Genomic DNA, 13,803 nt, shown 5'->3' on the forward strand with positions numbered 1-13,803 from the left:
ATGGGATGCTGATGGAAAAACGTATTCAGCTACGGGAACTTTCACCAAAGAAAATGACGGATGCACCGCTGATCAGGTATTAAAACTGACTGTCGGCGATAAACCACAAACCATAACCACAACAGAAGAAATCTGTTTTGGGGAATCTTTTGTATGGGATGCTGATGGAAAAACCTACAGCGTTTCGGGAACTTTCACCAAGGAAACCGATGGATGCACTGCAGATCAGGAATTAAAACTAACCGTGGGAACTAAACCGCAAACCGTTACTACAACAAAAGACATCTGTTTTGGAGAATCTTTTGTATGGGATGTTGACGGGAAAACGTATTCAGCTGCGGGAACTTTCACCAAAGAAAATGACGGATGCAACGCTGATCAGGAATTAATTTTAACTGTCGGCGATAAACCACAAACCATAACCACAACAAAAAACATCTGTTTTGGAGAATCTTTTGTGTGGGATGTTGACGGAAAAACGTATTCAGCATCGGGAACTTTCACCCAAAACAATAACGGATGCACCGCTGATCAGGAATTAATTTTAACTGTAGGTACTAAACCGCAAACCATAACTACAACGGAAAACATCTGTTTTGGAGAATCTTTTGTATGGGATGTTGACGGAAAAATGTATTCAGCTTCGGGAACCTTCACCAAAGAAAATGACGGATGCACCGCTGATCAGGAATTGAAACTGACCGTAGGCACTAAACCGCAAACCATAACTACAACGGAAAACATCTGTTTTGAAGAATCTTTTGTATGGGATGCTGATGGAAAAACGTATTCAGCTACGGGAACTTTCACCAAAGAAAACGATGGATGCACCGCTGATCAGGAATTAATTTTAACTGTCGGCGATAAACCGCAAACTATAACCACAACAGAAGAAATCTGTTTTGGGGAATCTTTTGTATGGGATATTGACGGGAAAACTTATACAGCATCTGGAACTTACACCCAAAACAATAATGGATGCACTGCTGATCAGGAATTGAAATTAACGGTTGGTGAAAAACCTCAAACCATAACTACAACGGAAAACATCTGTTTTGGAGAATCTTTTGTTTGGGATGTTGATGGGAATACTTATACCGTATCTGGAACATACAATAAACTTAATAACGGATGCACCGCTGATCAGGTACTAAAACTGACTGTCGGCGATAAACCACAAACCATAAGCACAACAGAAGAAATCTGTTTTGGGGAATCTTTTGTATGGGATGTTGATGGGAAAACGTATTCAACATCTGGAACTTTCAACAAAGAAAATGACGGATGCACCGCTGATCAGGTACTAAAACTGACTGTCGGTGCTAAACCGCAAACTATAAGCACAACAAAAGATATCTGTTTTGGAGAATCTTTTGTATGGGATGTTGACGGGAAAGTGTATTCAACTTCGGGAACTTACTCCCAAAACAATAACGGATGCACCGCTGATCAGGTATTGAAATTAACCGTAGGCGATAAACCACAAACCATAACCACAACAAAAGACATCTGTTTCGGGGAATCTTTTGTATGGGATGCTGATGGAAAAACATACAGCGTTTCGGGAACTTTCACCAAAGAAAATGACGGATGCAACGCTGATCAGGAATTAATTTTAACAGTCGGCGATAAACCGCAAACTATAACCACAACAGAAAATATCTGTTTTGGAGAATCTTTTGTATGGGATGTCGATGGAAAAACCTATTCAGCTTCGGGAACTTTCACAAAAGAAAATGATGGATGCACTGCTGATAGGATATTGAAATTAAACGTAGCACAATTGCTAGATGCTTCTATTGCTGAAGGTAGCCTAATTCCAGAATTCTGTTCTGGAGATAACGATGGATCATTTAAAATTGAAATCACAGGAGGAATGATGCCTTATAGTGTAAGTCTAGATCGCAAAAACGGCACATATACTCCAATCAATAGCAATGAATATACTTTCATAGATCTTTCAGGAGGCAGACATAATGTCTACATAAAAGACGCATTAGATTGCACGGCAGAACTTGAAGTTTATATACCAAACGGAATAACAATTAATCCTGTTGCAAACGTTAGCTATTCTTGTTTGAATGATCTTCCTGTAAATTCAGTTACGATTACAGTAGATTCTAGTATTACAAATCTTGGTGATTTAGATTACTCTTTAGACGGAATAATTTATCAATCAGATAACACATTTGTAAATGTACCTGCAGGAAAGCAGTCGATAAAAGTGAGACATACCAACGGATGCATACAATCGACTAAAGATTTTATTATTGATTACATTGATCCTTTGACATTAACAGTTGATCATGGTGAATTAAATGAAATCCTTGCAACCACTGCGGGCGGTAATGGGCAGTACAGATATTCATTTAATAATGAAGCTTTCAGTACCACTAACAAATTCATTATTTATAAATCTGGTGATTATACCGTTACTGTAACGGATCAAAATGGCTGTACAACAACGACTTCAAAATATTTTGAATATATCGATGTCTGTATTCCAAATCACTTTACTCCAAATGGAGACGGTATAAATGATGAATGGGGACCTGGATGCACCACACAATATAAAAACTTAACGTTTACAGTTTTTGATAGATACGGCCGTATTATCGGAAATTATAAATATGGTCAAACATGGGATGGAAAATACAATGGCACAGAATTGTCTTCTGGAGATTATTGGTATGTATTAAAACTAAACGACAACAAAGACAATAGAGAGTTTGTTGGACATTTCACCCTTTACAGATAACTAATAACGAAATGATATGTTATCTAAAACTTACAGTACAATGAAAAAATTTATAATAACAATATTGCTTATGACCGTAACCTTCAGTTACGGTCAGGAGTTAAATTTACCGGTTTTTACGCAATACTTGGCAGATAATCCATTTGTTGTCTCCCCAACTTATGCCGGTATTGGTGATAATTTAAGAATACGTGCAAATGGTTTAACGCAATGGGTTGGAATAAAAGATGCTCCAGACAATCAATCTATATATGCAGACTTTAGGGCACTAGACCGTTCGGGAGTAGGAATTTCACTTTACAACGACAGTAATGGCTATACAAAACAAATGGGTGGCAAGATATCATTTGCCCATCATTTAATTTTGGATTATTATTCGAAGCAATACCTGTCATTTGGAATTTCTTATAACTTTAACAGCTTTAAAATAGATATTAATGAGTTCAAACCTACTTACGAAAATCCAACATTAGATCCCGGCATTACAAATGACCGATATGTAGGCAACAACAATTTTGATATTGGAGCACTATATAGAAATAAAGGTTATTTTTTGAGTTTAAATATTAGCAATGTATTAAATAAAAAAATAGATCAATTTAGAGGGATAGAACCTAGTTTACTTCGAAATTACCAAGTGTATACAGGATATACTTTTAAAGGCTCAAATAATAGAGTTGAACTTGAACCTTCTGTTTATTATCAAATGTTTGCAAGTGACAAACGTTCCAGTACCGACTTAAATTTTAAATATCGACAATATAATAAATATGAGGATTATTTTTGGATTGGCGTTTCTTACCGTTTCCTAAATGATCAGGTTTTAGAGCCTTTAATGATGGGGCCAATGGCGGGGTTTAAAAAGAATAATTTCTACTTTGGTTATTCGTATCAAGCCTCATTAAACCAGATTGGAGCATATAATTCAGGAACTCACGTTATTACAATTGGACTTGATTTTCTTCGCAACATTAGCAACTGTCCTTGTACGCAAAGTCCAGTGCGATATTAACAAGCTGCATTTAGTTTCTTGTACAAAATATAAAGCCCATTCTTAATTTTAGAGTAGGCTTTATATTTTAGCACTATTAAGTTTCCTTAACCGTTATAATCTTAACCGGACAGGCCTTTGCTGCTAATTCAAATCCTTCTACAAGAACATGATTGGAAGATTTCAATGTAAAAAACCCTTTTGCATCTTTTGAATGAATTAAAACTGACTTTCCGTCTTTTTTGGACATCTGAAAATGTACGGGGTCCATTTCAACACAGTAATTACAGCCAATGCATTTATCTCTTTGTAATGTAACGATAACCATTATGCTTCAACAATTTTATACAATTTGTCCGATATTCTAATCCTAAACGGAAGTTTAAAAGTACAATCGTCTCCTTTTGTTGCTTTTTCGGCTTCAAGATCGTTTACAAACATTTCATCGATGATCATTTCCTGAGCTCCTGTACTTGGCCCTGTTACCAGAATTTTATCTCCAATTTTAATATCATAAGCTTCAATTTTGAATTGGCCTACATTGGCTTTTGGAAAATAATGTGTTCCTTTCCCAACATAAACCTTCTTTTGTGTTGCTGCAGATCCTGGAATATCGCTCCACTCTCCTAATTCCTGCCCCAGATAATATCCTGACCAGAAACCACGATTGTAAACGGTTTCTAAAGCCTGCATCCAGTCTGCTGTTTTCTCTTTTGAGAAAGTTCCCTCATAATATGCATCAATCGCTTCACGATAGGTTTTAATTACGGTTGCCACATATTCCGGTGCACGGCCTCGTCCTTCGATTTTTAAAACCTGAATGCCGGAATCTATGACCTGATCCAGGAAATCAATCGTACACAAATCTTTTGGCGACATCATGTATTCGTTATCGAGTTCGATTTCAAAACCGGTTTCCTGATCGATAACGGTATATTTTTTTCGGCAGTTTTGTTTGCACGCCCCGCGATTTGCAGATGAATTATTTGAATGCAGACTCAAATAACATTTCCCTGAAACCGCCATACACAAGGCTCCGTGGCCAAAAATTTCAATTTCTACTAAATTTCCGTTTGGACCTTTTATCTGTTCTTTTTCAATTTGATCTGTAATATTCTTTACTTGGCGTAAGCTTAATTCTCGGCTCAAAACCATTGTATCTGCAAATAAACTGTAGAATTTTATGGTTTCGATATTGGTAACATTCAGCTGAGTTGAAATATGAACTTCCATCCCTATTGATCGTGCCATAGCAATTACAGCCTGATCAGATGCAATTACGGCCGTGATATTGGCTTCTTTGGCTTTGTTCAATAATGTTTTTACAACAGATAAATCGTGATCGTAAATAATGGTGTTTAAAGTAAGATAGCTTCGAACATTTTTTGCCTCACATCGATTTGCAATTTCTTTTAAATCATCAATAGTAAAATTCACCGTTGACCGTGCACGCATATTAAGCTGTTCAACTCCAAAATAAACAGAATCGCAGCCATTATCTAAGGCAGCCTGAAGCGACTCAAAGTTCCCAGCGGGAGCCATGAGTTCAATTTTGTTAGTAAGTGTCATGATAAACTATTCTAAAATCTTATATATTTTATCTGACAAACGAATACGAAAAGGAACCTCAAAAGTAACTTTATCACCAACTTTAGCAGATTGAGTTTCTACTCCATCAACAATAAATTTGTTTAAAACTAATTCCTGTTCACCAGTTGTGGGTCCAGAAATAAGGATTTTATCGCCAATGTTTAATTCGTGATTATCAATAGTAAACTGCCCAACTTGTGCTTTTACATAATAATGTTCTGCTTTTCCAAGAAGTACTTTTTTTACTTTTACTTTTTGACGAATATCAGCTGTTTTTTGAGCTTCCGCCAGTGCAGTGTTTGGCAGTTCGCCTGAATGTTTGAATTTTAGATTCTCTGATTTTCCTTTTCTAAACACTTTGTTTCCAACTTGTTTTCCTGTTCTTAAACGAACCTGGTCAACCAAAGGCATGTGAATAATTTCTAAACATTCTGTAGAACAGCAGTTTTCCATTGCAGCTTTACAATCATCACATTGAATAAACAACAAATGACAACCGTCATTTTCGCAATTCGTGTGATTATCGCAAGGTTTGCCGCATTGATGGCATTGCGAAACAATATCATCTGTAATTCTTTCGCCAAGACGATTATCAAATACAAAGTTTTTTCCAATGAATTTACTTTCTAAACCTTCTTCTTTAAGTTGTTTAGCATAGTTGATGATACCTCCTTCTAATTGAAATACATTTTTAAAACCTTGGTGTTTAAAATAAGCACTTGCTTTTTCGCAGCGAATTCCTCCGGTACAATACATCACCAGATTTTTGTCTTCTTTATGGTTTTGAAGTTGTTCGTTGATAATTGGCAGACTTTCTCTAAACGTTTCAACATCTGGAGTAATTGCGTTTTTAAAATGCCCTACCTCACTTTCATAGTGATTTCTAAAATCAACTACAATAGTGTTTGGGTCATCTAAAATTTCATTGAATTCTTTGGCTTTCAAGTGAACGCCAATATTGGTTACATCAAAAGTATCATCGTTCAAACCATCGGCAACGATTTTATGACGAACTTTAATGGTTAATTTTAAAAATGAATGATCATCATGTTCTACAGCTTCATTTAAACGAATGCCTTTCATGAAATCATAAACTTCAAGAGTTGCTCTAAAAGCCTCCAAATTTTCTTCAGGAATACTCATTTGAGCATTTATTCCTTCGTTGGCAACGTAAATTCGGCCTAAAGCATCAAGTGCGTTCCAGGCAAGAAATAAATCATCGCGAAATTTTTTGGGATCTTCAATTTTGGCATACGCATAGAAAGACAACGTTAGTCGTTGTTTACCTGCATCATCGATCATGATGGCTCTTTCTTCTGCGCTCAAAGTGTTATACAGTTGCATGCTATAAACAGTTTTAAGTTAAGAATATATATTGAATTCTATTTTTCTGAGTGAATTCGGGCGCAAAGGTAAGTTTTTCTTTTCAATTAAAAAAAGCAATTAACGAATCCTCATTTTGAAACATATAAGTCATATAAGTTCATTCATTATTTTCTTTAGCATAGTAATCCTGAAATATTGCATTAGCAACTTTGTTGTATTAATAAAAAACAAGTACTGTTTACCAACACGTTACAATTATTTCACTATATTTATGTGGTACAATTTTAACATTTATGATTATGAATGCTTTAAAACTACCCAAAACCACCCTCCCATTTCTTTTATTCCTAACCTTCATCACCATCTCTTGTAAAAAAGAACAACCAAAAGCCCCGCCTCCCATGCAGGCTCCTTTTGTAACAGTCAAGAGTGAAGACGTCCCCATTTACAAAGATTTTGCCGGACAGACTTTTGGAGATTTAGACATTGAATTAATCGCCCGGGTTGACGGAATTTTAACTGGAATTCACTTTAAAGAAGGGCAGCGTGTTAAAAAAGGACAATTACTCTATACTATTGACCCGCTTGAATATGACACCAAAATAGAACAAGTTCGCGGACAAGTTGCAGCATCTCAAAGCGCACTTGCCAATGCCGATGAAGAATTAAAACGAATTCGGCCTCTCGCAGATATAAATGCGGTAAGTAAACGAGAATTGGATGCGGCTGTAGCCAAAGAAAAAGCGGCACGTTCCAACTATTCGAGCATGCAGGCAAGTCTAAAAAACCAGCAGATTGAAAGAAGTTACTGCGATGTCAGAGCTCCAATTGACGGCGTAATAGGACTATCGAATGCCAGATTAGGAGATTATATTACCAGAATAGGCGCCGACGCAAAATTAAATACCGTTTCGAAACTAGAAAAAGTCAGAGTACAATTCACCGTCAGCGAATCTAATTATCTGCAATACCAAAAACAAGTGAAAGACGGAGAACGAATCACCGATCTTGCTCTAATACTTTCAGACGGAAGCACACATCCGTACAAAGGAAGCCTCAATTTCTCCGATACCAAAATCGATCCCACAACCGGAACTGTAACCATTGAAGCTCAATTTCCAAATCCGGACGGAACTCTAAGATCCGGACAATTTGCTAAAGTCCGTGTTTTACTTCGAACTCAAAAGGATGCGATAGTCGTACCGCAGAAAGCTGTAACCGAAATTCAAGGACTATTTCAGGTTTCGATCATAGATGCTAAAAACACCATTCAAACCCGAATGGTCGAAGTGGGTCAGAAAATTGGAGTCGATTGGATTATTACCAAAGGACTAAAAGTCAACGAAAAAGTCGCCATAATAGGCAATCAGTTTATTCAGCCTGGATCAACAGTCGTTCCAATTCCCTACGTAGCCGACAAAGATAAAAAGCAGATTGCATCATCTCTAAACAATTAGGCTATGGATAATTTCTTTGTAAGACGACCGATTGTTGCAATCGTACTTTCCATATTTATAGTTCTTATTGGAGGGCTTTCGATCTTGTCAACACCAATTGCACAATATCCTGAAATTGCGCCGCCTCTCGTTCAGGTTTCTACCAGTTATCGAGGTGCAAATGCCTTAAATGTAGAACAAGCAGTTGCAACACCCATTGAGCAAAAAGTAAATGGAGTTGAAAGCATGCTCTATATGCAATCGACCAATACGGGCGACGGAAGTATGACGCTTTCTATTACTTTTGATATGGGAACAGATTTGGACAATGCCACGATGTTAACTCAAAACCGAGTTAACGAAGCCACCAATAAACTTCCAAACGATGTTAAAACGACCGGAGTTACGACCAAAAAGTCCCTTTCGATGCCTTTGCTTATTTTATCATTGTATTCTCCCAATAAAACTTTCGACAATAACTTTCTGACTAATTATGCCAATATCAATATTGTAGATGCTTTGGCACGTATAAAAGGAGTCGGCGAAGTTACCCTTTACGGAGGAAGTAATTATGCGATGCGAATTTGGGTCAAGCCCGATATTATGGCCAAATACAACCTGACCGTTCCCGATATTATACGATCGATTCAGGAACAAAACGCCATTGCGCCCGGAGGAAAATTTGGTGCACCTCCAGCGACCGAAAACAACGAATTCACCTATAACGTAATGCTGAAAGATCGTTTGGTAAATCCGGAAGACTTTGAAAACATCATTTTAAAATCAAATATTAATAATCAACAGGTTCGTTTAAAAGATGTTGGAAGGGTTACCCTGGGAACAGAAAGTTATGCATCAGTCGCAAAACTAAACGGAAATCCTTCAGGAACCATCGGAATCAAGCAAATGCCTGGTTCCAATGCTCTTGAAGTAGCCGAAAATGTAAAAAATACCATCGCACAATTAAGCAAAAGATTTCCGCAGGATTTAAAATACAGCGTTTCATTAGACACCACTTTAGCCATTTCAGAAGGAATCAACGAGATCATGCATACTTTGGTCGAAGCCATAATTCTGGTAATTCTGGTCGTTTTTATATTTCTGCAAAACTGGCGCGCCACTTTAATTCCGTTATTAACCGTTCCTGTTTCCCTTGTCGGAGTTTTTATGCTGTTTCCTTTACTCGGATTTTCCATCAATGTCCTTTCTCTTTTAGGATTAGTCCTCGCCATAGGTATTGTAGTTGATGATGCCATTGTGGTTGTAGAAGCCGTTATGCATCACATTGAGCAGGGAATGTCTCCGCGAGAAGCCACAAATCAAGCCATGCGCGAAGTTTCGGGTCCTGTAATTGCAATTGCCATTGTGTTAACAGCTGTTTTTATTCCGGTTGCTTTGACTCCCGGAATTACCGGAAGGTTGTATCAGCAGTTTGCCATTACGATTGCTATTTCGGTGATTTTCTCCGCTTTAAGTGCCTTAACTTTAAGTCCGGCTTTATGTTCGCTTTTATTAAAACCGAATCAGGAAGCAAAAGGCTGGCTCGGAAAATTCTTTACATGGTTCAATCATAGGTTTGGGGCTTTTACGAATAGATATACTGGTTTTTCAGGATTTTTAATCAAGAAAACAGCCCGAAGTTTAATCTTTATCGGAATTGTGGTTGGAGCTATTATTCTTTTGGGAGGAAGAATTCCAGGCGGATTCGTTCCCGAAGAGGATCAAGGCTATATGTTTGTAAATATTGAACTTCCCGGCGCTTCTTCTTTAGAAAGAACCAGCAAAGTCATCGAAAAAGTAGAACATATTTTATCTAAAAACCAAGGAGTTGAATATTACACTTCTGTTGCTGGTTTCAGTTTGATCAAAAACTCAGTCGCCACCAACAACGGATTTTTCTTTGTAGCCTTAAAAGAATGGAAAGAACGCGAACAAGATGTTTTTCAGATTTTAAAAGAAGTAAATGGAAAAGTGGTATTTGGAATTCCCGAAGCGACTGTTTTTGCTTTTGGACCTCCGCCGATTACCGGGATTGGTAATGCCGCCGGATTCTCGATGATGCTTCAGGATAAAGAAGGAAATACACCAGAATATCTTTTTCAAAATGCCCAGCAATTTATGGCTGCTGCTAAAAAACGACCAGAAATAGGAACCATCCGAACGACCTTTAACCCTAATGTACCACAGATTAGTCTGGATATTGACCGGGAAAAAGTATCGGAACTAAATCTTTCCTTATCAGATGTGAATCTGGCGATTGGGGCCAGTTTGGGAGGACAGTACATTAATGAATTCAACAAATTCGGGCGACAGTACATTGTGCTGCTTCAAGCTGATCCGAGTTTTACAGTAAATCCGGAAGACATTAATAAGATTTTTGTCCGAAGCAGGGATAATAAAATGATTCCGATTTCGAGTATTGCAACAATCAAAAAAGTAAGTGGTCCCGAGTTTACAACGCGTTTCAATTTATATCGCGCTGCCGAAATTGGCGGAACTCCGGCTCCCGGATTTACATCGGCGGAAGCCATGAAAGCTTTAGAAGAAACCGCTGCAAAAACATTACCCGCAGGAATGGGTTACGAATGGGCCAATATGAGTTTTCAGGAAAAACAAGCCGAAGGAAAAGGAAATACGGTTTTTATTATGGCATTATTTTTCGTGTTTCTAATTCTGGCCGCACAATACGAAAGCTGGAAACTGCCTTTCAGCGTTTTACTCGGAACTCCATTTGCCGTTTTCGGTGCCTTTCTTGGATTATATCTCTGCCGATTATTAAGCCCTGATTATGTAAATAACGTTTTTGCGCAAATTGGTCTTGTAATGCTTATTGGTCTCGCCGCCAAAAATGCCATCTTGATTGTAGAATTTGCCAAAGAAGAATATGAAAAAGGAATGCCGGCTAAAGAAGCCGCATTGTACGCCGCTAAATTACGTTTCCGACCAATTTTAATGACGGCTTTTGCTTTCATCTTAGGAGTTGTTCCGTTGTTAACCGCAAGCGGAGCTGGAGCGCAGGCCAGAAAAGTAATGGGAATGACCGTTTTTAGCGGTATGCTTGTCGCCACCATTTTGGGTGTATGCCTGATTCCGGTGTTGTTTGTATTTATTGAAACATTCGGAAAAAAACCTACTGAGGAAATTGATGAACCTAAAGAGGAAGAAAAATGAAAAATCTAAAAATACTTTTAGCGTTATTTTTGATAGCTGTTTTTCCTTACGGATGTATGGTAGGTCCAAAATATGCCAAACCAGAACAGCTTCAGGCAGATACTTTTCGTTATGGTGATCAAACTACAGATACCACAAAATCAGTAACCACTATAAAATGGTCATCGATATTTAACGATGATGTCTTAATTGGCCTTATCGAGAAAGGAATTCAAAACAACTACGATCTTAAAATTGCATTGGCGCGTTTGGAACAAGCGAGAGCCAATCTCGGAATTGCAAAAGCCGACCTATATCCAGCTTTTCAATATTCCGGACAAGTAAATAGTGCCGAAACGTTTATGCAGCCTTCATCGGCGTTGGCTAATATGTCTTGGGAATTGGATTTTTGGGGAAAATACCGTCATCAGAATAAAGCCTTGCAAAATGAGCTTTTAGCAACAGATGAAGCCCGAAAAGTCATTCTGTCGAATATTGTGAGCAATATTGCGATTTCTTATTTTGAATTGCGTGATTTTGATAATCAATTGGAAATAACCATTCATACATTAGAAACCAGACAAAAAGCGTATGATATTATCAACGAACGTTTCATGAGAGGTTATGTTGCCGAATTGGATAAAGTGCAAATTGAACAGCAGGTTGCCATTGCCGAAGCGAATATTCCGTTAATCAAAAGACAGATTACTGCTTTAGAAAATTCAATTTCAATTTTAGTCGGACAAGTTCCCCAGCCTATTCAGCGTGGTAAAACCAATAACGAATTGTTAATTTTAACGACTTTTCCAACATCGGTTCCATCGGCTTTATTAGAAAACAGACCCGATGTAAAACGCCAGGAATATTTATACAAAGCGTCTTTTGAAAGAATTGGTGTGGCACAGGCTTTGCGTTATCCGTCATTTAACATTGCAGCGATTGCAGGTTTTACTAGTGTAATGGTTGGCGATTTATTTAATGATGGTTCGTATTTGCAGAATGTTGGTGCGGGAGTTACCGGCCCGATATTCAACTTCGGAAAAAACAAACGTCGTGTGGATGTAAACCGACAAATTGCAGAGGAAAACAAATTCAATTTCCAGAAAACATATTTAACGGCCATTTCTGAAGTCGAAAATTCGCTTCAAAATGTTGCCATGTTCAAAGAAGAATGGACTGCCCGAAACCGACAAGTTGTAGCGGCTCAAAAAAACTATGATCTTTCGAATGCAAGATATTACAATGGCTATGTTTCTTATCTTGAAGTTCTGGATGCACAAAGATCTTTGTTTGAAGCACAATTAAGCCTTTCGCAGCTAACTCAAAAACAATTAACTTCAATGGTTCAGTTGTATAAAGCTCTGGGCGGGGGATGGAATTGATTTTTTTTAAGGTTCAAAGGTACAGAGAAGCAAAGGTTCAAAGGTTTCTTGGCATTTTATTTTACAACAGAGAAAATATATAAAATTAAAAAAGGGTCTGTTTCAAAATTGAAACAGACCCTTTTAATCTTTGTACCTCTGTACCTTTGCTTCTTTGAACCTAAAACCTTAGAATCTTAGTATCTCAGAACCTCAGCATCTTAAGAATTAACAAAATTCGTTAAAAGCATCTTGCAGGTTTTCAGCGATCATTTCAGCTGGACGACCTTCGATATGGTGACGCTCTAACATGTGAACCAATTCTCCGTTTTTGAACAAAGCCATAGATGGCGATGATGGAGGAAAAGGAAACATATGTTGTCTTGCAGCATCAACCGCTTCTTTGTCAACACCAGCAAAAACCGTAATAAGGTGATCTGGTTTTTTAGCTCCTTCTAAACTCATTTTTGCTCCCGGACGTGCGTTTCTTGCAGCGCATCCGCAAACAGAGTTTACAACAACTAAAGTGGTACCTTCAGCTTTGATAGCATTCTCTACAGCTTCGGCACTATGTAAATCTTGAAACCCAGCAGCTGTAAGTTCAGCCTGCATTGGTTTTACCATTTCTTCTGGATACATATTTTTATTCTTTAAATTTTACTTTTGATCTGCAAAGTTACGAAGTTTACTCGCAACTAGTTAATTTGAAGTATAAAGTTTTGTTATAGTTCGATATTAATTTTTAAATCCAATCTGAAATTAAACTGCCTCTTGTTTCATTTTTTTATGAGGAAACTCATAATTGTGTATTTTCAAATGTCTGTTTCTGCCTCTTAATTTATGCTTTGTGGTTAAAACGGTTGACTTATCTTCTTCGGAAATTTCAATCGTTGAAAGATAATTGGCAAAAAACTTTTTAAGTATTTCTATATTATCAACTTCAATAGAATAGATTGTTTTTTTTCCTTCATATTTTACATTAACCAGATCTGCTTTTTTTAATTCTAATAAATGTTTGGATATTGTGGATTGCGCCAGCGGAATCAATTCTACAATTTCGCCGCAAGTTCTATTGTTTCTTTTCCACAGAAGCGTCATAATCTGAATTCGGGTGGAATGCCCCAATGCTTTACAAATTTTTCCAATTGCTTCTGTTTCTATATCAAATTTTAAATGCCTGATTGCCATAAG

Annotated in this window: 10 protein-coding genes; 5 read left to right on the forward strand and 5 right to left on the reverse strand. The window is 37.4% G+C overall.

All coding sequences use genetic code 11. The annotated features are described in order from the left end of the window. Both AC1RRQ_RS14395 and AC1RRQ_RS14400 read left to right on the forward strand, forming a co-directional pair. Positions 1-2,758, forward strand: a 2,758-nt coding sequence (locus AC1RRQ_RS14395; protein ID WP_493023731.1) for a T9SS type B sorting domain-containing protein, incomplete at its 5' end; no start/stop codon positions are given. A gap of 40 nt (positions 2,759-2,798) precedes the next feature. Beyond that, positions 2,799-3,770: a PorP/SprF family type IX secretion system membrane protein gene (locus AC1RRQ_RS14400; RefSeq protein WP_493023732.1), complete on the forward strand. Its 972-nt coding sequence runs from the start codon at positions 2,799-2,801 to the stop codon at positions 3,768-3,770. Between the two features lie 76 nt (positions 3,771-3,846). On the opposite strand, the gene AC1RRQ_RS14405 is transcribed toward AC1RRQ_RS14400, so the two are convergent. The 3 genes from AC1RRQ_RS14405 to trhO are packed head-to-tail and all read right to left on the reverse strand — an operon-like array spanning position 3,847 to position 6,683. Next, on the reverse strand, positions 3,847-4,077 hold the full coding sequence (locus tag AC1RRQ_RS14405; protein ID WP_493023733.1) for a ferredoxin: 231 nt from the start codon (positions 4,075-4,077) through the stop codon (positions 3,847-3,849). Then, complete coding sequence (locus tag AC1RRQ_RS14410) at positions 4,077-5,318, reverse strand: peptidase U32 family protein (protein WP_493023734.1); 1,242 nt, start codon at positions 5,316-5,318, stop codon at positions 4,077-4,079. Before AC1RRQ_RS14410 ends, AC1RRQ_RS14405 begins: the two co-directional genes overlap by 1 nt. 6 nt (positions 5,319-5,324) lie before the next feature. Further along, complete coding sequence (gene trhO, locus AC1RRQ_RS14415) at positions 5,325-6,683, reverse strand: oxygen-dependent tRNA uridine(34) hydroxylase TrhO (protein WP_493023735.1); 1,359 nt, start codon at positions 6,681-6,683, stop codon at positions 5,325-5,327. 281 nt (positions 6,684-6,964) lie between these two features. On the opposite strand from trhO, the gene AC1RRQ_RS14420 reads away from it, so the two are divergent. The 3 genes from AC1RRQ_RS14420 to AC1RRQ_RS14430 are packed head-to-tail and all read left to right on the forward strand — an operon-like array spanning position 6,965 to position 12,633. Beyond that, positions 6,965-8,122, forward strand: a complete 1,158-nt coding sequence (locus AC1RRQ_RS14420) for an efflux RND transporter periplasmic adaptor subunit (protein ID WP_493023736.1) — start codon at positions 6,965-6,967, stop codon at positions 8,120-8,122. Between the two features lie 3 nt (positions 8,123-8,125). Further along, on the forward strand, positions 8,126-11,272 hold the full coding sequence (locus tag AC1RRQ_RS14425; RefSeq protein ID WP_493023737.1) for an efflux RND transporter permease subunit: 3,147 nt from the start codon (positions 8,126-8,128) through the stop codon (positions 11,270-11,272). Beyond that, positions 11,269-12,633, forward strand: coding sequence for an efflux transporter outer membrane subunit (locus AC1RRQ_RS14430; RefSeq protein WP_493023738.1), 1,365 nt, complete (start codon positions 11,269-11,271; stop codon positions 12,631-12,633). The genes AC1RRQ_RS14425 and AC1RRQ_RS14430 overlap by 4 nt, the downstream gene beginning before the upstream one ends. Positions 12,634-12,840: 207 nt before the next feature. Here AC1RRQ_RS14430 and AC1RRQ_RS14435 read toward each other — a convergent pair whose 3' ends face one another. Both AC1RRQ_RS14435 and AC1RRQ_RS14440 read right to left on the reverse strand, forming a co-directional pair. Next, positions 12,841-13,251 carry a BrxA/BrxB family bacilliredoxin gene (locus AC1RRQ_RS14435; protein ID WP_053473127.1) on the reverse strand — a complete coding sequence of 137 codons (411 nt, stop codon included), beginning with the start codon at positions 13,249-13,251 and terminating at the stop codon, positions 12,841-12,843. A gap of 120 nt (positions 13,252-13,371) precedes the next feature. Continuing rightward, positions 13,372-13,800: an ArsR/SmtB family transcription factor gene (locus AC1RRQ_RS14440; protein WP_493023739.1), complete on the reverse strand. Its 429-nt coding sequence runs from the start codon at positions 13,798-13,800 to the stop codon at positions 13,372-13,374. Positions 13,801-13,803: the final 3 nt, after the last annotated feature.

This window comes from Flavobacterium sp. GW821-FHT12A05 (assembly GCF_058807735.1).